This is a genomic window from Buttiauxella sp., assembly GCF_035271705.1.
GTDB lineage: Bacteria > Pseudomonadota > Gammaproteobacteria > Enterobacterales > Enterobacteriaceae > Buttiauxella.
Genome location: NZ_DATERI010000156.1, coordinates 1 through 20,071, shown reverse-complemented (window position 1 = coordinate 20,071; position 20,071 = coordinate 1). Strand labels below are relative to the sequence as shown.

Here is a 20,071-nt window from a genome sequence, read left to right as displayed (position 1 = left end):
ACCGGATCTTCAATAATCATACAGCGCAGGCCATAAATCGCCTCGATAAGCTCCGGTGTGACAATCTCTGCCGGTGCGCCTTCGGCAACAATTTTCCCGTCACGCAACGCAATCAAATGGGTCGCATAGCGGCAAGCCTGGTTTAAATCATGCAGCACGGCAGCCAGCGTGTAGCCTTGCTTTTGGTTCAGCTCGCGCAACAATTCCAGTAAATCAATTTGGTGGCTGATATCAAGCCACGTCGTCGGCTCGTCCAGCAACAGAATGGATGTTTCCTGCGCCAGCACCATCGCAATCCATGCACGTTGCCGCTGGCCGCCTGACAGCGTATCGACCGGCTGGTCGGCTAAATCTTCGATGTGGGTCGCTTTTAAAGCCCGTGTTACTGCCAGGCGGTCTTCTTCCCGCCAACGGGAAAACATCGGTTGATGCGGGTAACGCCCACGCGCCACCAGTTCAGCCACACTAATATCACCGGGTGCGCTGGAGTTTTGTGCCAGCAATCCCACGCGTCGCGCCACTTCTTTGGTTGCGAAGCGATGGATTTCGTTACCGTCTAACCAGACCTGGCCCTGCATCGGTTTCATCAGGCGGCTTAGGGTGCGCAGCAGGGTAGATTTACCACAGCCGTTGGGGCCGATAATCGCGGTAAATTTCCCGTCGGGGATCGCGACGGTCAAGCCATCAGCCACCACATGCTTGCCATATCCCAGCGTCAGTTTTTCGCCATGTAGGCGTGATGATGAGGAAATCTGACTCATTTCTTACGGGACTCCTGAATCAACAACGCAATTAAATAGATGCCACCGAGGCTGACCGTGACCACGCCGACGGGCAACTGATACGGCATGAACAGGTGTTGGGCGCAAAGGTCGGCCGCCAGTAGCAACGTGGCACCGCAAAGGGCGGATTGCAGCAGACTCCAGCGCGAGGTGCCGCTTAAGCGGCGGGCAATGTGTGGGGCGACGAGGGCGATAAATGAAATCGGCCCGGCAAGGGCTGTCGCTGCGGCAGTCAGAATCACGCCGGTTAACATCAACATCAGACGCGAACGCTCAACCGAAACGCCGAGCGCACAGGCGCTATCATCGCCCATTTCCAGCAGCCGCATCCGGCGAACCAGTAAAGCACCTGCGATCAGTGCCAACACCATCAACGGTGCGGCAGGGGAGATTTTTGCCCACGTCAAACCGTTGAGCGAACCGGCATTCCAAAGCCCGGCGGAGATTGCAGTTTCCAGTGAGGCGTGCAGTAACAGCCAGGTATTAAATGCCACCAGCATGGCGCGAACGCCGATACCAATAATGATTAAGCGGAAGGTTTCGATACCGTTACGCCAGGCAAGCAACCACACCACCAGCGCGGTGATAACGCCCCCCGCCATGGCTGCACCGGCAATCGCAGTCTGATGTTGACCAAACAGCACCATCGCCACTAGCACGCCGCTCCAGGCTCCGGTGTTAAAGCCCATCACATCAGGGCTGCCGAGCGGGTTGCGCATTAGCGACTGGAAGATAGCACCGCTCACACCGAGGGCTGCACCAATCAACAGTGCCATCACCACGCGCGGCAAACGCCATTCGACCACCACTAAAGTGATATTACGCGGTGCTGTACCCAGCAGGGCGTCGATAACCCGGCTTGCTGAGAGCGGCAATACGCCACTGCCCAAACTCCATAATCCGAGCGCGATGCTCAGTAACAACAAACTCAGGCAACTGATTAACAGGCGAGGGGAAAGGGAGATCATTGCCCGACTCCTTTGCGGCTGCGGCGCACCAGATAAATCAACATTGGCGCACCGATAAACGCGCTCACCACCGAAACACGCAACTCGCCGGGCACCAGTAAGCGGCCAATAACGTCGGCAAAAAGCAACAGCGCGGGAGTGGCAATCAGCGTGGCGGGAAGTGACCAACGGTGGTCAGCGCCCACCAGCCAGCGTGCCAGATGCGGCATCATCAGGCCGATAAACGCAATCGGCCCCACTGCGGCGGTGGCACTGCCACACAGCAACGTAATCGCGACTAAACCCAGCAATTGGGTGCGTGCCACTTTACTGCCCAATGCGGTTGCGGTGTCGGTGCCCATACTCAGGCTGTTTAGCGAACGGCTGAGTAATAGCGCAATCCCACAGCCCGTCAGTACCGGCAGCACGATAATTTTCAAGGTTGCGAGGGTGCGAATATCCAGTGAACCAGCCTGCCAGAAACGTAACTGGTCATAGACCACCGGGTTTAACAGCGCGATGCCGTTGCTCAAGCCTTCAAGCACCGCACCGAGTGCCACGCCTGCAAGCGTTAAGCGCACCGGGCTTAACTGCCCACCGCCCTGGCTTCCAGTAAATGCCACCACCAGTGCGGCAGACAGTGCGCCTGCAAATGCCAGCCCGAGCAGCGCTATCGGCGACGAAAGGCTCCACACGGCGGCCCCCACAACAATGGCAAAACTCGCTCCGGCATTGACGCCAAGCAGGCCGGGGTCGGCAAGGGGGTTTCGCGTCAGCGTTTGCATCAGCGCGCCCGCAAGGCCGAGAGCGCCACCGGCAAGAATACCCGCCAGTGTGCGGGGTAGACGTGCCTCTAGCACGATGGTGCAGTCAGCACTTTGGCACTGGCCGCTGAGTGCATCGATAACCACTTCAACGGGGAGGGATTTGGCACCTAATAACAAACTGAGTACTGCCATTAAAAGCAGTAAAAACAACAAACTCAGCAGGGTGAACCAGCGTGACATACGTTGTATATCCTTCACTTCGTAGCCGTAGGGCGGATAAGCGCTGCGTCATCCGCCAAAATTAAACCGGTGGATGGCGCGGTGCTTATCCACCCGACAAAACTTAGGTAAAATCAAATGATAGTTATTATCATTATCACTCTTATTTGTTTATGTTAGCATGAGCCGCCTCGCTCCTGGAAAGAAAAATTCGCTTTAAGGCCATGTAATGAACCGCAATTCTTTTTTGCTCAATCTGAGTTTGCTCAAGACCCATCCTGCTTTTCGCGCCGTGTTCTTTGCCCGTTTTATCTCCATCTTGTCGCTAGGGTTACTGGGCGTTGCTGTACCGATACAAATCCAAACGCTGACCGGTTCCTCGTTGCAGGTTGGCCTTGCAGTAACGCTAACAGGCAGCGCGATGTTTATCGGCCTGATGATGGGCGGTGTGCTGGCTGACCGGCACGAACGCCGCCGTCTGATTTTGCTGGCCCGTTCCACCTGTGGCGTGGGGTTTATTGGCCTGACGATAAACGCCGCAATGCCTGAACCGTCGTTGGTGGCTATTTATCTGCTCGGGGCGTGGGATGGTTTCTTTGGCGCGCTGGGTGTCACGGCACTGCTGGCGGCGACTCCAGCGCTCGTTGGGCGTGAGAATTTGATGCAGGCGAGCGCGATTACCATGCTGACGGTGCGCCTCGGATCCGTGATTTCACCGATGCTTGGTGGGCTGTTACTGGCTTCAGGCGGCGTGGTGTGGAACTACGCGCTGGCGTCCGTCGGAACCTTCGTGACGTTATTGCCGTTGCTGAGTTTGCCAACGTTGGCTCCGCCGCCGCAAGCGCGTGAAAACCCACTGCTTTCGTTGCTCAATGGGTTACGTTTTCTGGTGGGGAACCCGATTATTGGTGGCATTGCGTTAGTCGGCGCGTTGCTGACGATGGCGAGCGCGGTGCGGGTTCTTTATCCGGCACTGGCCGGACATTGGCAGATGAGTGCTGGGCAAATCGGCCTGATGTATGCCGCCGTTCCGCTGGGGGCTGCCATTGGTGCATTGACCAGCGGGCGCATTGCCCATCACGCACGTCCAGGCATGATTATGCTGGTAGCCGGGATGGTTTCGTTTATCTCGATTGGCATTTTCAGCTTGATGCCAGTTTGGGGGTTAGGGCTGGCTTGCCTGGCGCTGTTTGGTTATCTCAGTGCGATCAGTTCGTTGCTGCAATACACCTTAATTCAGACGCTGACACCGGACGGTATGTTAGGCCGCATTAACGGTTTATGGACGGCGCAAAACGTGACCGGCGATGCGATAGGTGCTGCGATTTTAGGCAGTATGACGGTGGCGATGACGCCGGTTGCGGCGGCGAGTTCGAGCGGCCTGGCGTTGACGGTGTGCGGGGGTGTTCTGGCGGTGGTATTAGTGCAATTACGGCGCTATCACCCTACTGCTGCGGCTTAACGGTCGGCAATGTCGGATGGCGCTAACGCTTATCCGACCGACGAAAAGATAATCTCGGGTGAATATTGTATGCCTTCGTAGGGTGGGAAAACCGAAGGCGTCATCCACCCTATTCCTGCGCGTTACTTGCTGGCAAACAACTGGCTCATGCGCTCCAGAACCTGCGTGGCGCTGTAATAATCCAGACGGAAGGTTTCGCTGCCAAGCGCGTAAACGTGTTTTTTCTGCACCGCTGGCAGATGCGTAAGCAGCGGGTTGGTTTCCAGCGCCGTTGCGTCTTTCTGATCGCTTGCGAACAGGAATAAGCTCTCACCATTCAAACCCGCGGCAAGATTTTCTCCACCCAACTGCACAATGTCGTGACGTTTCCCCATGCTTTTGCTGGCATTAATCGCTGTAGGCAAAGGTGACAAAGTAAAACCGAGTTGCTGGAACAATTTCCCCTGCGCGGATTCTGACGTCCACAGGTTAGCCGAGTGCGATGCAGGCGTGTAAACCAGCGCGGTGACCGGCTGTGGCGGCAGTGTCATATGCTGTTTGGCTTCGTTCAACTGTTTATCAAAACTGGCAATACGTGAGGCCGCTTGTGCTTCTTGGCCGGTTACCTCGCCAAGTTGTGTCAGTAATTGCTGCCAGCTTTTATCGTCATAATTGATGACCAACGTTGGGGCGATGGCTGAAAGCTGGTCATAAAGGGCGAGGGCGGAATCGCCACCGGTGGCGCTAATCAAAATCAGGTCGGGCATTTGTGCGGCCACCGCTTCTGCATTGGCTTCGCCAATATATAAACGCTGAACATTCCGCGCTTTAGCCACATCCCCCCACTGGCGCAAGAAACCCTGGGCATCGCCCATGCGGTTGCCTGGTGTGGTTGCACCACTTGCCACGACTGGCGCGTCTATTGCCAACAGCGAACCGGTTAATGTCACGCTGGTGGAAACAATGCGCTGTGGTGCCTGTGTCAGCGTGTGTGTGCCGTGGCTGTCGGTGATGGTTCGCGGCCAGTCTGCGGCGTGGGCGAGGCTGCTTAAGCAGAGAAAGATGAATGCGGAGAATCTGATTTTCACTCAATGACATCCTGTTGAAATTTACCTGATGGCGGTGGATGGCGCTGGCGCTTATCCACCCTACAAAACCGTTTCGCGTAGGTCGGATAAGCATTAGCGCCATGCGACAATACTGAGCAACTATTGACAGTGCTGTCTTTTCTCTTTAGGTTACGAATCCGAAAAGCAAATGATAATCATTATTACTATCTTTTGTCATGTTTTTACGGAGAGTTCATGGAAACGTTACTGGCTGAGGAACGACAAGAAAAAAAGCTAACACCTTGTGCGGATAAGTTTTTCTTCATGTCACCCTATCGCAGTTTTTCAACAAGCGGCTGCTTCACTCGCCTTGATAGCCCGGCGTTTGATGGCGCAAATCCCCATAGTCACCTGCAAACTACGTTGCGCGAAGCGTTTGAAAACGCCAAAAAGCACGGTATTGAAAAGCCGGTTGTGGTCGGTGCAATTCCCTTTGATCCCCGCCAACCATCAGCGTTGTTTATACCTGAAAGCTGGCAGCCGTTTTCTCGCGCTCAACGCCAGATTGATGCCCGCCAAATGGCTGCGGCGAAACCGCTCAACATTGCCGCGCGTAAAGCGATTCCAGAACAGGACAAATTTATGGAAATGGTGGCGCAGGCCGCCGCCGCAACCGCGCAGCCGAATCTCGACAAAGTGGTGCTCTCGCGCCTGATTGATATCGAAACCCAAACGCCGATTGATCTCGACGGGCTGCTCAATCGCCTGATTAGCCAAAACCCAACGAGCTACAACTTTCACGTCCCGTTGCCGGATGGCAGCTCGTTGGTGGGTGCCAGCCCGGAATTGCTGTTACGCAAATCTGGCAAGAATTTCAGCTCGCTGCCGCTGGCCGGTTCCGCACGTCGCGATAGAGACAATATCCAGCGTGATAGCGACATTGGCGCACAACTGTTGCGCTCCACCAAAGACCGTCACGAACACGGCCTGGTGACGCAGGCGATGCAAACGGTTTTGCAGCCGCACTGCCAATCTTTGACGCTCTCTGATACGCCAGAACTGATTACTACGCCGACGTTATGGCACCTCGCCACCCCGATTTACGGCCAGGTTAAAGACCACCAGGACAATGCGTTATCGCTCGCCTGCTTGCTGCATCCCACGCCGGCACTGAGCGGCTTCCCACATGATGTGGCGCAAAAATTAATTGCCGAACTGGAACCGTTTGACCGCGAACTGTTTGGCGGCATCGTCGGTTGGTGTGATGCCGAAGGTAACGGCGAGTGGGTGGTGACCATTCGTTGCGCACGCGTAGGCGCAAATCTGGTGCGCCTATTTGCGGGTGCGGGCATCGTGCCTGCTTCATCACCGGAATCGGAATGGCGTGAAACTGGCGTCAAACTTTCCACCATGCTCCAGGTATTTGGGCTTAATTAAGGACGATTCCATGACCATTCCTTTTACTCGCTGGCCGAACGAACTGGCTGCCCACTACCGCGAAAAAGGTTACTGGGCGGATTTGCCGCTAACCGATATTCTCAGCCGCCACGCAAACAATGACGCGATTGCGCTGGTCGACGGCGATCGTCATTTTAGCTATCGCGAACTCGAGCAGGCGGCAACGCGCCTGGCGGCGGCACTCAAAAAGCGCGGTCTGAATAACGGCGAAACCGCACTGGTGCAACTGGGCAACGTGTCGGAACTGTACATCACGCTGTTCGCGTTGCTGAAAATTGGCGTGGCTCCGGTGAACGCACTTTTCAGCCACCAACGCACCGAGATGGAAGCCTACGCAAAGCAAATTGAGCCCGTCGTGGTGATTGCTGACCGCAAGCATAATTTGTTTGCCCATGACGATTTCCTTGATGCGCTGAGCCAACAAAACCCATCGCTACGCATGGCGGTTCTGCTTAATGAAAATGACCGCGAACGTTCGCTAAGCGCATTGATTAATGAGCCAGAGGATAACTTTGTCGCCACGCCATCGGCGGCTGATGAAGTGGCCTTTTTCCAGCTTTCCGGTGGCAGCACCGGCACGCCAAAACTCATTCCCCGCACGCATAACGATTACTACTACAGCATTCGTCGCAGCGTCGAAATCTGCCGTTTTGATAGCCACACACGCTTCTTGTGCGCCATTCCTGCGGCGCATAACTACGCACTGAGTTCGCCGGGTTCACTGGGCGTGTTTTACGGCGGCGGTCGCGTGGTGCTGGCGAATGATCCGAGCGCCACACTGTGTTTCCCGCTAATCGAACGCCATCAAATTAATGTCACCGCACTTGTGCCGCCGGCGGTAAGCCTGTGGCTACAAGCGATTGGCGAGTGGGGCAGCAACCAGGCCCTGGAGTCGCTACAGCTGTTGCAAGTGGGTGGCGCGCGTTTGAGCGAAGCACTCGCCGCACGTATTCCCGCTGAAATTGGCTGCCAGTTACAGCAAGTATTTGGCATGGCAGAAGGGTTGGTTAACTACACGCGCCTTGACGATTCGTACTCCCACATCTTTAAAACACAAGGCAAACCGATGTGCCCGGACGACGAAGTTTGGGTTGCTGATGCAGACGGAAATCCACTCCCACAGGGTGAAGTTGGCCGCCTGATGACGCGCGGGCCGTATACCTTCCGTGGCTATTACCGCAGCCCGGAACACAACGCCCAGGCCTTTGATGCCAACGGTTTCTACTGTTCAGGTGATCTGATTTCTATTGCCGAAGACGGTTACATCACGGTTCAGGGGCGCGAGAAAGATCAGATCAATCGTGGTGGAGAAAAGATCGCCGCCGAAGAGATCGAAAACCTGTTGTTGCGCCACGAAGCGATCGTCCATGCCGCGCTGGTGTCGATGGAAGACAGCCTGCTGGGCGAGAAAAGCTGCGCGTTTATTGTCGGCAACCGTCCGTTACGTGCCGTGGAAATTCGCCGCTATTTACGCGAGCTAGGGATTGCGGATTTCAAGCTGCCTGACCGGATTGAAATTGTTGAACACCTTCCGCTCACCGCCGTGGGCAAAGTGGACAAAAAACGTTTGCGCCAGTTGATTGCTGATAAGCAACTGGCTTCCTGATTGACGGAGAATTTATGGCTATTCCAAAACTGAATGCATACACCTTACCGACGGCGGCTGACATCCCGGAAAACAAAGTGAACTGGGCGTTTGAGCCTGAGCGTGCGGCGCTGCTGATTCATGATATGCAGGAGTATTTCATCGATTTTTGGGGTGACGATTGCCCGATGATCCAGCAGGTTATCGCCAACATTGCCGCACTGCGCGAATACTGTAAGCGCCACAATATTCCGGTCTATTACACCGCGCAGCCTAACGCGCAAAGCGATGAAGACCGCGCGCTGTTAAACGACATGTGGGGGCCGGGCTTAAACAAACACCCAGCACGGCAGAAAGTGGTGGCGGAACTGGCCCCGGATGAACACGACACAGTGTTGACCAAATGGCGCTACAGCGCGTTTATCCGCTCGCCGTTAGAGCAAGCCTTAAAAGAGACCGGCCGTAACCAGCTGATTATCTGTGGCGTATACGCTCACATCGGCTGCATGACTACCGCAACTGATGCGTTTATGCGTGACATCAAACCGTTTATGGTGGCCGATGCGCTGGCAGATTTCACCCGGGATGAGCATCTGATGGCGCTGAAATACACCGCGGGTCGTTCCGGTCGTGTGGTCATGACTCGTGAATTGCTGCCAGAATCTGCCCCGCAAAATAAACAGCAATTACGCAGCGTGGTGTTGCCACTGCTTGATGAATCTGACATTCCTGAAGATGACGAAAACCTGATTGATTACGGCCTCGACTCCGTGCGCATGATGGCGCTCGCTGCTCGCTGGCGCAAAATCCATGCGGATATCGACTTCGTCATGTTGGCGAAAAACCCGACCATCGACGCCTGGTGGGCGTTGCTGTCAAGGGAATGAAAAGTATGAATACGGGCTTTATAGGAAAGCGTGTCTGGGTAACGGGTGCGGGAAAAGGCATTGGTTATCACACTGCGCTGGCGTTTAGCGAAGCAGGCGCGGAGGTTATCGGCTTTGATCTTGCGTTCCCGCTGGAGGTTTACCCGTTTGCCACCGAACAACTTAACGTGGCGGATGCAGACCAGGTGGCGAGTGTAGCTGCGCGTATTTTGAGCGAGAAGCCGCAATTGGATGTGCTAGTCAATGCCGCAGGGATTTTGCGCATGGGTGCAACCGACACCCTGGCGTTGCAAGACTGGCAAGAAACTTTCGCGGTCAACGTCGGCGGTGCGTTCAATCTGTTTCGTGCCGTGATGCCGCGTCTGCGTGAGCAGTGTAGCGGGGCGATAGTCACCGTCGCATCGGACGCGGCACACACGCCACGTACCGGGATGTCTGCTTATGGTGCCTCAAAGGCGGCACTGAAAAGCCTTGCGTTGACCGTCGGCCTGGAACTGGCGCCGTTTGGCGTGCGGTGTAATGTGGTGTCGCCAGGTTCGACGGACACCGATATGCAGCGCACGCTGTGGAAAACACCGGATGCTGAACAGCAACGGATTAAGGGTTTCCCGGAGCAATTCAAACTGGGGATTCCGCTGGGTAAAATTGCCCGCCCACAGGAAATCGCCAGCACGATTATGTTCCTCGCTTCATCGCACGCCAGCCACATCACGTTGCAAGATATTGTGATTGATGGTGGCGCAACGCTAGGCGCCTGAATGCGCATCTGGAAAAGAGAACTTACGCTCGAGGCGTTAAATAAAACCCGCGCGGGAACCCTGGTTGAGCATCTCGGCATTATCTATACACGCATGGACGACGAATGCCTGGAAGCCGAAATGCCAGTCGATAACCGCGCGTGGCAGCCCTTTGGTTTGCTGCACAGCGGCGCATCGGTGGTGTTGGGTTAACCTTGGGGTGGATGTCAATTATCCACCCCATATTTCGCTCTCCCGGACCGGGCAAGCGCAGCGTTATTCGACATCCTCTCTCACCCCAAAAGTGATCACCTTAACAAGCTGATGTAAAGACCTGGTCACACCACTGTATTCCAACGTTTCAATATTGTTAAATCCACGTAATTGCTATAGAACAAAACGGTAACACCGACGTCCTCTGGCTCTACACATGGAAAACAATTATGAATAATCCAGGGAAACACCTTATTTGGGCTGTGCTTGCACTTATCGGTGCATTCGCGCTCGGCTATATCGCACTAAATCGCGGCGAACAGATAAACGCATTGTGGATTGTGGTTGCCGCAATCTGCGTTTACCTCATCGCTTATCGTTACTACGGTCTGTTTATCGCTAAAAGCGTCTTAAACGTTGATGCCACTCGTATGACGCCAGCCGTGCGCCATAACGATGGTCTGGACTATGTCCCGACGGACAAAAAAGTATTGTTCGGTCACCATTTTGCTGCAATTGCAGGGGCGGGGCCGCTCGTTGGGCCGGTGCTTGCTGCACAAATGGGCTACTTACCCGGCATGCTCTGGCTGCTGTCTGGGGTGGTGCTAGCCGGTGCGGTGCAAGATTTTATGGTGTTGTTTGTCTCAACCCGTCGTGACGGGCGTTCACTGGGTGAACTGGTGAAAGAAGAGATGGGGAACACCGCGGGCATTATTGCTCTGGTCGCCTGTTTTATGATTATGGTCATCATCCTGGCGGTGTTGGCGATGATCGTCGTGAAAGCGCTGACCCACAGCCCGTGGGGAACGTACACCGTGGCGTTCACTATTCCGCTGGCGCTGTTTATGGGTGTGTACATTCGTTATCTGCGCCCGGGCCGTATTGGTGAAGTCTCGGTTATTGGCCTGGTGATGCTGATATTCGCGATCATCTCCGGTGGTTGGGTGGCTGAAAGCCCAACCTGGGCGCCGTACTTTGACTATACCGGCGTGCAACTGACGTGGATGCTGGTGGGTTACGGTTTTGTCGCCGCAGTATTACCGGTTTGGCTGCTGCTGGCACCGCGTGATTATCTCTCTACCTTCCTGAAAATCGGGACCATTATTGGCCTGGCGATTGGCATTTTGATCATGCGTCCAACGCTGCAAATGCCTTCTTTGACCAAATTTATTGATGGCACCGGCCCGGTCTGGACGGGCGACATGTTCCCGTTCCTGTTTATCACCATCGCCTGTGGTGCCGTTTCTGGCTTCCACGCACTGATAGCTTCTGGCACCACGCCGAAGATGCTGGCTAACGAAAACCAGGCGTGCTTCATCGGTTACGGTGGCATGTTGATGGAATCGTTTGTGGCGATTATGGCGCTGGTTGCTGCCTGTGTTATCGACCCAGGCGTGTACTTCGCGATGAACAGCCCAATGGCGGTACTGGCACCTGCTGGCACCACTGATGTGGTGGCGTCTGCGGCAAGTGTGGTCAGCAGTTGGGGCTTCCAGATTACCCCAGACATCTTGACCAATATTGCCAAAGAAGTCGGTGAGCAAAGCATTATTTCTCGTGCGGGTGGCGCACCAACGCTGGCAGTGGGGATGGCGTACATTCTTCATGGCGCGTTGGGCGGCCTGATGGATGTCTCGTTCTGGTATCACTTCGCTATCTTGTTCGAAGCGCTGTTTATTCTGACAGCAGTGGACGCCGGGACGCGTGCGGCACGCTTTATGCTGCAAGACCTGCTGGGGGTTATCTCTCCGAGCCTGAAACGCACTGATTCACTGCCTGCCAACTTGCTGGCGACCGGGCTTTGCGTGCTGGCATGGGGTTACTTCCTGCACCAGGGGGTTGTCGACCCACTCGGCGGTATCAATACCTTGTGGCCGCTGTTTGGTATTGCCAACCAGATGCTGGCAGGTATGGCGCTGATGCTGTGTACTGTCGTGCTGTTTAAGATGAAGAAACAGAAATATGCCTGGGTGACACTGTTGCCAACCTCGTGGTTGCTTATCTGTACTCTGACTGCTGGCTGGCAAAAAGCGTTCAGTCCGAATGCGAAAGTGGGCTTCCTGGCCATCGCTGATAAATTCCAGGCGATGATTGACAGCGGCAAAATCCCTGCGCAATACACCGAGTCGCAGCTTTCCCAGTTGGTGTTTAACAACCGTCTGGATGCTGGGCTAACCGTCTTCTTCATGGTGGTTGTGGTGGTGATTGGTTTGTTTGCGATTAAAACTGCGCGACAAGCGCTAAAATCGAACCTGCCAACCGTCAAAGAAACGCCATACCAGAAGATGCCTGAGGATCTGGATGTTATTGTTTCTGAAGCTAAAAGTGCACACTGATTTCTAGCAGCTATCCACCCTACAAAATCCACCCGACATGTGGATTTGTAGGGTGGATTAGCAAAGCGTCATCCACCATTTTATCCAGGTGCTACTATGTTCGACACGCTCGCTAAAGCTGGAAAATATCTCGGCCAGGCCGCTAAACTGATGGTTGGCGTCCCTGATTACGACAACTATGTGCAACACGTCCGTCTGACTCATCCGGAACAGACGCCGATGACTTATGAAGAGTTTTTCCGCGAGCGTCAGGATGCGCGATACGGCGGTAAAGGCGGCGCTCGCTGCTGCTAATCTAAGGAATTTGACATGAATCAAGCGGTATCAGTCACCCTGTTAACGGGCTTTCTCGGCTCCGGGAAAACCACACTCCTCAACTATTTTCTCGCCCATAACGACAGCGAACCCGTCGCCATTCTGGAAAATGAATTTGGTGCCGTCAATATCGATGGAGCCTTACTCAGGGGCGGTGAAAACGTCAGCGTCGTGGAGTTAAGTAACGGCTGTGTCTGTTGTAGTGTGCGCGGGGAGTTCACCGCAGCACTCAGAGAAATGCTGGAAAAACGCGCAGTGGGTCAGTTGAAATTTGACCGATTGATTGTCGAAACTACGGGGCTTGCTGACCCTGCACCTATCGTCCAAACTTTCTTTGTTGATGAACATTTACGTGAGGCGTTGCGCCTTGATGCGGTCATCGCGCTGGCAGATGCAGAGCATATCTCACGCCAGTTAGACGAACATGCAGTCGCTGCGTCCCAGCTTGGTTTTGCCGACAGAATTTTGCTGACTAAAGCGGACCGTGTCGATGACGAAGCGAAAGAACAGGCATTGGCGCGAATCCATCGCATTAACAATAAAGCCGATATTTTTGAGATAGTAAACGGTGAATGCCCGACGGAATTGTGGCTCGATCTGAACGCGTTTGAACTCACGGACAATATTGAGTTGGCATCAGGGTTTCGCGTGATTCGTGCTCATGATGACCCGCCCGTCAGTTTCACACCGTTCCGTAAAGCGACGGCCAAAAAGTCCTGGGATGACGCCATTCAGGCTCACGTTTTTGACGCCGGGTTGCTGGATGTGAAAAAGATTGGTGCGTTTATGGAAAGCTGTATAGCGCGTTTTGGCAACGACATGCTGCGTTATAAGGGCGTGTTGGCGATTGATGGCCATCCGCAACGCCTGATCGTGCAAGGTGTCCATAAAGTGGTGGGCTTTGATTACGGTTCCGCGTGGCTCCCGAGCGAATCGCGAATTTCACGCTTAGTGATTATTGGACGCTATCTGCCCATTGAAGAACTACGCCAGGAGTTTGCTGCAGCAACGATTTAAGTGTGAAAACAGGAATGTGATGTGAACCACGATTTACACTCATGCTGCATAAAGCTGTTGTACGAAACGAAGCAGTGTGGTTGTATAAATTTCGACGTTAAATCGCGTTAACACTATTCAGGATCCAAATGACTACATTCACTCGCAACACTGGCCTACTACTTACCGCGCTACCAGCCGCGGTGGTCGTCGTCGTGCGTGTGGTGGTGGTCGTCGGCAATGCGCCGTAGGGTCTGAATCAACGCATCGATTCCAAAACCCCGCCGGCGCAAACCGGGCGGGGTTTCTTGTTTTAGTCCCCCGGCCAAGAGCGAAACGGCACGAGAAGAAGGACTGGAGCATGGCAATTTCGGAAAACCCACCGCAAGCACACCGTATTACGGGCGCACAGTTAATTGTGCAAATGCTTGAGCATCATGGCATTACCACCATCAGCGGTATTCCCGGTGGCACCGTCCTGCCGCTCTATAACGCACTCAGCCAAAGCCAAAAAATCCGCCATATTCTGGCGCGTCACGAACAGGGCGCAGGCTTTATGGCGCAGGGAATGGCGCGTACGCAGGGCAAAGCCGCCGTGTGTATTGCCTGTAGCGGTCCTGGGGCGACCAACCTGGTCACAGCAATCGCCGATGCACGCCTCGACTCCATCCCGCTGGTGTGTATTACCGGCCAGGTACCAAAATCGATGATTGGCACCGATGCGTTCCAGGAAGTCGACACCTACGGCATTTCCATCCCCATCACCAAACACAACTACCTTGTCCGCGATATTACTGAACTGCCACAAGTGATTTGCGATGCGTTCCGCATTGCTGAATCTGGCCGCCCAGGACCGGTATGGATTGATATTCCAAAAGACGTGCAGACCGCTGAAATCGATATCAGCGAACTGCCGCCAGTTTCCGCCCATACTCCAGCGCCGCAGTTTGAAGCACAGCAAATTGCCGATGCCGCAGCGATGATTAACCAGGCGCAGCGCCCGGTTTTGTATCTCGGCGGCGGAGTTATCAATGCGCATGCCAACGCTCGCGCACTCGCTGAAAAAGCTCACCTGCCAACCACGATGACGCTGATGGCGCTCGGCACCATTCCGGCGAAACATCCGTTATCGTTGGGCATGTTGGGGATGCATGGTGCGCGCAGCACCAACTACATTTTGCAGGAAGCAGATTTGTTGATTGTTCTGGGTGCACGTTTTGATGACCGCGCGATTGGCAAAACCGAAGAATTCTGCCCGAACGCAAAAATCATTCACGTGGATATCGACCGTGCTGAGTTGGGCAAAATTAAGCAAGCGCATGTGGCGATTCGCGCGGATGTCGGTGAAGTGCTGGAACAATTACTGCCTAAAATCGAGGCCCAACCCCGCCAGAAGTGGCTGGAACAAGTCGCCGGTTTGCAGCAAGAATTCCCGTTCAATATGCCGGGTGCAGACAACCCATTAACCCCATACGGCCTGATTAACGCGGCGGCTGCTTGCGTCGATGATGAAGCGATTATCACCACCGATGTTGGGCAACACCAAATGTGGGTGGCCCAGGCTTATCCGCTGAACAGACCGCGCCAGTGGCTGACTTCTGGTGGCCTGGGGACCATGGGCTTTGGTCTGCCTGCCGCGGTAGGTGCTGCACTGGCTGAACCGCAGCGTAAAGTGCTGTGCTTTACTGGCGACGGCAGCATCATGATGAACATCCAGGAAATGGCGACTGCTGCCGATCATAATCTGGATGTGAAAATTATCCTGCTGAACAACCAGGCGCTGGGGCTGGTACACCAACAACAGACGCTGTTCTATCAGCAGAATGTCTTTGCGGCGACCTATTCCGGACAAACTAACTTCCTGAAAATTGCCGAAGGTTTTGGCCTCGCGACCTGTGATTTAAATGCCGCGCAAGACCCGCAGGCGGCACTGCAAGAAGCCATTTCACGCCCTGGTCCTTGCCTGATTCACGTGCGCATCGATGCCAGTGAAAAAGTATTCCCGATGGTGCCGCCAGGTGCTGCCAACATTGAGATGATTGGAGAGTAAGCCATGCAACAATTAACCGTTATTCTGGAACTTACGGTGAGCAACCATCCGGGCGTGATGTCTCACATTTGCGGCCTGTTCGCCCGCCGCGCCTTTAACGTCGAAGGCATTCTCTGTCTCCCGCTGCCACAGGGCGACCAGAGCCGTATCTGGCTACAAGTCGTAGACGACCAGCGCCTCGAGCAAATGATAAGCCAAATAGACAAGCTTGAAGATGTGGTGCAAATCAGGCGCGACGCAGACGGTGCGGGCGTGTTTGGCAAGCTTGCAGCGTTGGTACAGTAGCGCATAAAACGGGGGGCAGGTGTTTTAGCCACCCCGTTTAACCTTCCATCCTTGAGTGATTCATCATTTCCTACTGCAATTCCTCGTTGTTGTTTTCAAATTCTGAAAGCTTCTCGCAAAAAAATAATCTGGTCGAAATTAAGCCAACCTGACGGCGTAAATCCAGGGTAGATTGGCCTGCGTAAAAGTGGTGCGTATAAAAAGTGAGCTTGGCGAACGTGTTTCTTTGGCATATGCTATGGCATAGGCCATTTGGCACCAGGAGTTACCATGGAACGCGTCGCAAAGCTTTTTAAAAACGGCAGAAACCAGGCGGTGAGGTTACCGGTGGAATTTGAGTTTGATACCGACAGGGTGTATATCCGCAAAGACAAGGATGGAAACGTGATTCTTTCAAAAAACCCAGCTAAACCAGAAGGATGGGATAACGTTTTTGCTTTAGTGAAAAAAGCAAAAGTGCCTGATACCTTCCTTGATGAACACGAACGTAACCAGGGTATTGCAGGCCGAGATCCTTTTGCCGGGATGGACTGATGATGTACATGCTGGATACCAACACGGTGAGTTATCTTTTCCGCCAGCATCCTAAGGTGATGGAAAAACTTGCCCAAACGCGGCCTGTAGAAGTCTGTATATCCAGTATTACAGAAGCTGAGTTGCTGTATGGCGTTGCTAAGCGCAAGAGCAAACCATTAACTGCGGCAGTGCAGGGTTTTTTGGAAACAGTATCCGTTTACCCATGGGACAGTGAGGCGGCAAAAACCTACGGGCAGTTACGTGCGGCGATGGAAAAGCAAGGCAAAGTGATGGGCCAGTTTGATCAATTAATTGCCGCTCACGCACTGAGCCGAAATGCGACGATGGTGACAAGTGACCGGGCCTTTGCCATGGTCGGGAGTTTACCCGTTGAGGACTGGACTCTCTAACATTACACCCCTATGCCACGTTGTAGCTGTTGTGCAATCTGGTTTATCTGTGCCATTGATCCATGTCCAATCACCATAAACTGGTGAGTTTTATCGGCCCAAAAAACAATGTTCATCCCTAGCCTTTGTTCATTTTGAGCGGCCATGGGTGAGCCTGAGTTTCCCGTGATGCACAGGGCTAATGGGCCACTGGCCGAGTCAAGCCAGGTAATTTGTGCAATACGACGATCGTCATAAGCCAACGTCCGGGCATTCTTAAGCGTTGCATCGGGTAGCGTGATTTTCACGCTGGTCAGCGCAAGACCTAATTGCTGCCCAGTGGTATGCAGTTGGTTCTCTAGCGACTCAGTCGAAGGCGTATCCACCAGCGTTTCTGGGGTATATAACGCCATATATTGCGCAACCAACGCGCGCCAGTTTTCCTCTGGTTGAGCGAAATGCATAAATGCACGATCACCCATCACACCCAGTGCCAGAAAACTGACCGCAGCGGCAATGAGATGGCGTCTGGATACCACAGCCTTTGCGGGAGTGAGGTAAGCCTGCAAGCGAGATTGCGGTGCAGCTTCCAGCAGGGGGGCGAAAGCGGTTTTGAAAGGCAGGTTGCTACGCTCTAACAACGCCAGTCGTTCAGCCAAATGTTCATCATGATTAAGACGTTCTTCAAGCTCCCGGCGCTCCATTGTGCTGAGTTCATTGTCCAGATACGCCACCAGCAGCTCATCAGTATTGACAGTAAATGTCATGAACTTTCTCCTTTTAAAGATGGCGAATCAGGCTGAAGTGCTCGGTCCTGAGCCAACGTCAGCCGTGCGGTAGCGAGCCTGCTCATCACGGTTCCTACGGGAACATTGAGAATTTTAGCCGCCTCGCGATATGACAATTCTTCCACATAAACCAGAAATACCGTGTCACGCTGGGCTTCGGGTAAGCGAGCCACTCGTTTCATCACGTCGTTTGTCCAGATAGCATCGTCGCAGCTTTCGTTGCCTGTGAGCTCGTCGATATCCACAAAACCTTGCCCGCGACGGATCAGCTGCGCCCGAACCTCATTGAGCCAAATGGAGTGCAGGATAGAAAAGAGCCAGCTATCCATCCTGCTGCCTGCCTCAAATTGTGCAGCGCGTTCAATGGCGCGCACACAGGTTGCCTGCACTAGATCATCGGCAATATCCCGCTGATGGGAGAGCACCAGGCCATAGCGCCACAGGCGTGAAAGGTATTGTGCAAGATCGCGGCGTATCGCTTCGCTACTAATTTTCGCCTCCGGCTATGATTCGGGATGGCCATCGATGGCTGCGGACAAATCGCGATACTCTTCGCAGCCGGTGCCACATAAGGTTTTGATGGCGGCGAGCTGTTCACGAGCGAGATCGGGACGGTTTTTGATCATGTACGCTTCTCCTAAATACTCGCGAACTTTGGGATATTTCGGATCCAGCGCGACAGATTTTAAATAATAGCTGATCCCTTCGTCAGTACGCCCCAGTTTGCGGGTGGCATAGCCGCGATAGTTCAGCGCTTCGGCGGTGTTTTTCTCTTTCAGGGTGTTGAGCATATCCAGCGCTTCCTGGTAGCGGCCCGCTTTTGCCAGTGCATACGCGTAGTCGGTGCGGGATTCATCCCCAATCATGCCGCCTTTATCCACCATGCAAGTTTTGGTTTTTGAGTCATAAATTTGCCCTTTAGGGCAGGTTGGAGGAGTCGGTTCGTTGTCGTTGCTGCCTCCCATTGCCTGAGCGTAGCCGGAAAACAGCAGCAAACTGGTCACAACAGCGGGAAGGACCTGACGGTAAAAACGTTTCATGATAGTACCCTCGTGGTGTTCGGTATGGAGTAAACACTCGGGACCGTGAATTTATTCGTTTTATTTTTATCACCTGAAGGATTGTTCTGAGTTGCCGGGCAAGCCTGTATTCAACTTCTATACTTGATGTTCGTGTCAATAAAATAGGAGCGATTACATGACCATTCATAAGAAAGGGCAGGCTCACTGGGAAGGTGACATTAAACGCGGCAAAGGGACTGTTTCCACCGAAAGTGGTGCGTTAAAAGAACAGCCCTATGGTTTTAATACGCGATTTGAAGGTGTTGCCGGTACCAATCCGGAGGAGTTAATTGGTGCGGCACACGCCGCCTGTTTCTCGATGGCGCTTTCGCTAATGCTTGGCGAAGAAGGCTACACGGCGGAAAGTATCGATACGACAGCTGATGTCTCGCTGGATAAAACCGACGGTGGTTTTGCTATCACCAAAATTGCGCTAACCAGCAACGTCAAAGTGCCAGATGCGGATAGCGATAAATTCGACAAAATCATTCAGAAAGCCAAAGCCGGTTGTCCGGTTTCGCAACTACTAAAAGCTGAAATCACCCTCGACTACAAACTCAATTAATGCTCAGCCAGCGCTGTCTCCGGTGAATCCCGGCGGCAGCGCTGCGCCTTTTATCTTCATGCTGGAAGGCTTGCCGCAAAGCTGAAGCATCACCCCGAATACCTCTCACTCTATTCCTCAGCCCTGGGCTAGCCTGCTGTGGCACGAAATAATTGTGCTCAAAATAAACACATTGACTGGTGTGGCATAAAAGCTACAATCGAGAGGTTTCAAGGATGAATATCATTAAGTACTTCAAACTGGAAAACGGTAAAGCACCGTTGCGTGAGTGGTTAAAAGCATTAAGCAACCCGTACGCAAAGATGAAAATTGTCCGGCGTATTAACCAATTAGCGCTTAATAACCCAGGTGACCATAAGCCCTGCAGGCAAGGCGTGTGGGAAATGCGGATAAATGAAGGACCGGGTTACAGACTCTATTACGCCCTGGAAGGAAAAAATACTTACCTACTTCTGCTCGGTGGCGATAAACGCAAACAACAAGCGGATATCGAGCAGGCTGTTGCATGGTGGCAAGAATATCAGGAGTTGAAAAATGAAATTTAGCGAATTCGACCAAACAGTCATTGAAATGCTTCAGGAAGATCCAGCTTTTGCCGTTGAATATATGAAAGGGGCATTTGCGGGGCTGGATGAAGAAAATGGAGAGGTACTTTTCTTGCTGGCGTTACGTTGCCTTGTTGAAG

The 20,071-nt window shown here is 53.6% G+C and carries 22 protein-coding genes and 1 pseudogene; 16 read left to right on the top strand and 7 right to left on the bottom strand.

Annotation, left to right across the window (positions count from 1 at the left end; translation table 11 throughout):
- The 3 genes from VJY99_RS14370 to fepD all read right to left on the bottom strand — a co-directional run.
- Positions 1–761: ATP-binding cassette domain-containing protein (locus tag VJY99_RS14370; protein ID WP_324119617.1), on the bottom strand; the 761-nt coding region annotated here is incomplete at its 3' end.
- The gene (gene fepG / locus VJY99_RS14365) at positions 758–1,750 is read right to left on the bottom strand and encodes an iron-enterobactin ABC transporter permease (protein ID WP_324119615.1); all 993 of its coding nucleotides are present in this window, start codon (positions 1,748–1,750) and stop codon (positions 758–760) included. The genes VJY99_RS14370 and fepG, both read right to left, overlap by 4 nt.
- Positions 1,747–2,736 carry a Fe(3+)-siderophore ABC transporter permease gene (gene fepD / locus VJY99_RS14360; protein WP_324119613.1) on the bottom strand — a complete coding sequence of 330 codons (990 nt, stop codon included), beginning with the start codon at positions 2,734–2,736 and terminating at the stop codon, positions 1,747–1,749. Before fepD ends, fepG begins: the two co-directional genes overlap by 4 nt.
- 208 nt (positions 2,737–2,944) lie before the next feature.
- Between fepD and entS the strand changes: the two genes are divergently transcribed.
- Positions 2,945–4,177, top strand: coding sequence for an enterobactin transporter EntS (entS, locus tag VJY99_RS14355; RefSeq protein WP_324119611.1), 1,233 nt, complete (start codon positions 2,945–2,947; stop codon positions 4,175–4,177).
- 122 nt (positions 4,178–4,299) lie between these two features.
- Here entS and fepB read toward each other — a convergent pair whose 3' ends face one another.
- Complete coding sequence (gene fepB, locus VJY99_RS14350; RefSeq protein WP_324119609.1) at positions 4,300–5,244, bottom strand: Fe2+-enterobactin ABC transporter substrate-binding protein; 945 nt, start codon at positions 5,242–5,244, stop codon at positions 4,300–4,302.
- 216 nt (positions 5,245–5,460) lie between these two features.
- Here fepB and entC point away from each other — a divergent pair, with 216 nt between their 5' ends.
- The 13 genes and pseudogenes from entC to VJY99_RS14285 all read left to right on the top strand — a co-directional run bounded on the left by entC (position 5,461) and on the right by VJY99_RS14285 (position 16,993).
- Entirely contained in the window at positions 5,461–6,642 is a 1,182-nt protein-coding gene (gene entC, locus VJY99_RS14345) for an isochorismate synthase EntC (RefSeq protein WP_324119607.1), read from the top strand.
- Between the two features lie 10 nt (positions 6,643–6,652).
- Positions 6,653–8,269 (top strand): (2,3-dihydroxybenzoyl)adenylate synthase, encoded by a 1,617-nt coding sequence (locus VJY99_RS14340; RefSeq protein WP_324119605.1) that lies wholly within the window; start codon positions 6,653–6,655, stop codon positions 8,267–8,269.
- 14 nt (positions 8,270–8,283) lie between these two features.
- Complete coding sequence (locus VJY99_RS14335; RefSeq protein ID WP_324119603.1) at positions 8,284–9,135, top strand: isochorismatase; 852 nt, start codon at positions 8,284–8,286, stop codon at positions 9,133–9,135.
- A gap of 5 nt (positions 9,136–9,140) precedes the next feature.
- Positions 9,141–9,893: a 2,3-dihydro-2,3-dihydroxybenzoate dehydrogenase gene (gene dhbA / locus VJY99_RS14330; protein WP_414641600.1), complete on the top strand. Its 753-nt coding sequence runs from the start codon at positions 9,141–9,143 to the stop codon at positions 9,891–9,893.
- Positions 9,894–10,079 (top strand): annotated as a pseudogene (locus VJY99_RS14325) (hotdog fold thioesterase); the annotation flags it as partial.
- 236 nt (positions 10,080–10,315) lie between these two features.
- A complete protein-coding gene (gene cstA, locus VJY99_RS14320) occupies positions 10,316–12,421 on the top strand; it encodes a pyruvate/proton symporter CstA (protein WP_324119599.1) in 2,106 nt (701 codons plus the stop codon).
- Between the two features lie 96 nt (positions 12,422–12,517).
- Entirely contained in the window at positions 12,518–12,715 is a 198-nt protein-coding gene (locus VJY99_RS14315; protein WP_034493861.1) for a YbdD/YjiX family protein, read from the top strand.
- A gap of 15 nt (positions 12,716–12,730) precedes the next feature.
- On the top strand, positions 12,731–13,753 hold the full coding sequence (locus VJY99_RS14310; RefSeq protein WP_324119597.1) for a GTP-binding protein: 1,023 nt from the start codon (positions 12,731–12,733) through the stop codon (positions 13,751–13,753).
- A 128-nt stretch (positions 13,754–13,881) separates the two neighbouring features.
- A complete protein-coding gene (gene ivbL / locus VJY99_RS14305) occupies positions 13,882–13,983 on the top strand; it encodes an ilvB operon leader peptide IvbL (protein WP_324119595.1) in 102 nt (33 codons plus the stop codon).
- Positions 13,984–14,093: 110 nt separating this feature from the next.
- Positions 14,094–15,782: an acetolactate synthase large subunit gene (ilvB, locus tag VJY99_RS14300; RefSeq protein WP_324119593.1), complete on the top strand. Its 1,689-nt coding sequence runs from the start codon at positions 14,094–14,096 to the stop codon at positions 15,780–15,782.
- Positions 15,783–15,785: 3 nt separating this feature from the next.
- Positions 15,786–16,067, top strand: a complete 282-nt coding sequence (gene ilvN, locus VJY99_RS14295) for an acetolactate synthase small subunit (RefSeq protein ID WP_324119591.1) — start codon at positions 15,786–15,788, stop codon at positions 16,065–16,067.
- 270 nt (positions 16,068–16,337) lie between these two features.
- Entirely contained in the window at positions 16,338–16,601 is a 264-nt protein-coding gene (locus VJY99_RS14290; RefSeq protein ID WP_324119589.1) for an antitoxin, read from the top strand.
- Positions 16,602–16,603: 2 nt separating this feature from the next.
- Positions 16,604–16,993: a type II toxin-antitoxin system VapC family toxin gene (locus tag VJY99_RS14285; RefSeq protein ID WP_324119621.1), complete on the top strand. Its 390-nt coding sequence runs from the start codon at positions 16,604–16,606 to the stop codon at positions 16,991–16,993.
- Between the two features lie 2 nt (positions 16,994–16,995).
- On the opposite strand, the gene VJY99_RS14280 is transcribed toward VJY99_RS14285, so the two are convergent.
- From VJY99_RS14280 to VJY99_RS14270, 3 genes are read right to left on the bottom strand one after another with little or no spacing between them, the layout of a single operon-like run.
- Positions 16,996–17,739 carry an anti-sigma factor gene (locus tag VJY99_RS14280; protein ID WP_324119587.1) on the bottom strand — a complete coding sequence of 248 codons (744 nt, stop codon included), beginning with the start codon at positions 17,737–17,739 and terminating at the stop codon, positions 16,996–16,998.
- A complete protein-coding gene (locus VJY99_RS14275) occupies positions 17,736–18,236 on the bottom strand; it encodes an RNA polymerase sigma factor (RefSeq protein WP_324119619.1) in 501 nt (166 codons plus the stop codon). The genes VJY99_RS14280 and VJY99_RS14275 overlap by 4 nt, the downstream gene beginning before the upstream one ends.
- Before the next feature lie 27 nt (positions 18,237–18,263).
- Positions 18,264–18,800, bottom strand: coding sequence for a tetratricopeptide repeat protein (locus VJY99_RS14270; protein ID WP_324119585.1), 537 nt, complete (start codon positions 18,798–18,800; stop codon positions 18,264–18,266).
- 157 nt (positions 18,801–18,957) lie between these two features.
- On the opposite strand from VJY99_RS14270, the gene VJY99_RS14265 reads away from it, so the two are divergent.
- Together VJY99_RS14265 and VJY99_RS14260 are read left to right on the top strand one after the other, a co-directional pair.
- Positions 18,958–19,386, top strand: a complete 429-nt coding sequence (locus VJY99_RS14265) for an OsmC family protein (RefSeq protein ID WP_324119583.1) — start codon at positions 18,958–18,960, stop codon at positions 19,384–19,386.
- Positions 19,387–19,601: 215 nt separating this feature from the next.
- Positions 19,602–19,931, top strand: a complete 330-nt coding sequence (locus tag VJY99_RS14260; RefSeq protein ID WP_324119582.1) for a type II toxin-antitoxin system RelE/ParE family toxin — start codon at positions 19,602–19,604, stop codon at positions 19,929–19,931.
- Positions 19,932–20,071: the final 140 nt, after the last annotated feature.

Excerpts from the sequence above, each read along its gene's own strand:
- fepD (WP_324119613.1), bottom strand. The coding sequence starts at position 2,736 with ATGTCACGCTGGTTCACCCTGCTGAGTTTGTTGTTTTTACTGCTTTTA.
- VJY99_RS14285 (WP_324119621.1), top strand. The coding sequence starts at position 16,604 with ATGTACATGCTGGATACCAACACGGTGAGTTATCTTTTCCGCCAGCAT.
- fepG (WP_324119615.1), bottom strand. The coding sequence starts at position 1,750 with ATGATCTCCCTTTCCCCTCGCCTGTTAATCAGTTGCCTGAGTTTGTTG.
- entS (WP_324119611.1), top strand. The coding sequence starts at position 2,945 with ATGAACCGCAATTCTTTTTTGCTCAATCTGAGTTTGCTCAAGACCCAT.
- entC (WP_324119607.1), top strand. The coding sequence starts at position 5,461 with ATGGAAACGTTACTGGCTGAGGAACGACAAGAAAAAAAGCTAACACCT.
- VJY99_RS14315 (WP_034493861.1), top strand. The coding sequence starts at position 12,518 with ATGTTCGACACGCTCGCTAAAGCTGGAAAATATCTCGGCCAGGCCGCT.
- ilvB (WP_324119593.1), top strand. The coding sequence starts at position 14,094 with ATGGCAATTTCGGAAAACCCACCGCAAGCACACCGTATTACGGGCGCA.
- dhbA (WP_414641600.1), top strand. The coding sequence starts at position 9,141 with ATGAATACGGGCTTTATAGGAAAGCGTGTCTGGGTAACGGGTGCGGGA.
- ivbL (WP_324119595.1), top strand. The coding sequence starts at position 13,882 with ATGACTACATTCACTCGCAACACTGGCCTACTACTTACCGCGCTACCA.
- VJY99_RS14265 (WP_324119583.1), top strand. The coding sequence starts at position 18,958 with ATGACCATTCATAAGAAAGGGCAGGCTCACTGGGAAGGTGACATTAAA.
- VJY99_RS14260 (WP_324119582.1), top strand. The coding sequence starts at position 19,602 with ATGAATATCATTAAGTACTTCAAACTGGAAAACGGTAAAGCACCGTTG.
- VJY99_RS14335 (WP_324119603.1), top strand. The coding sequence starts at position 8,284 with ATGGCTATTCCAAAACTGAATGCATACACCTTACCGACGGCGGCTGAC.
- ilvN (WP_324119591.1), top strand. The coding sequence starts at position 15,786 with ATGCAACAATTAACCGTTATTCTGGAACTTACGGTGAGCAACCATCCG.
- VJY99_RS14270 (WP_324119585.1), bottom strand. The coding sequence starts at position 18,800 with ATGAAACGTTTTTACCGTCAGGTCCTTCCCGCTGTTGTGACCAGTTTG.
- VJY99_RS14340 (WP_324119605.1), top strand. The coding sequence starts at position 6,653 with ATGACCATTCCTTTTACTCGCTGGCCGAACGAACTGGCTGCCCACTAC.
- cstA (WP_324119599.1), top strand. The coding sequence starts at position 10,316 with ATGAATAATCCAGGGAAACACCTTATTTGGGCTGTGCTTGCACTTATC.
- VJY99_RS14310 (WP_324119597.1), top strand. The coding sequence starts at position 12,731 with ATGAATCAAGCGGTATCAGTCACCCTGTTAACGGGCTTTCTCGGCTCC.
- VJY99_RS14280 (WP_324119587.1), bottom strand. The coding sequence starts at position 17,739 with ATGACATTTACTGTCAATACTGATGAGCTGCTGGTGGCGTATCTGGAC.
- VJY99_RS14290 (WP_324119589.1), top strand. The coding sequence starts at position 16,338 with ATGGAACGCGTCGCAAAGCTTTTTAAAAACGGCAGAAACCAGGCGGTG.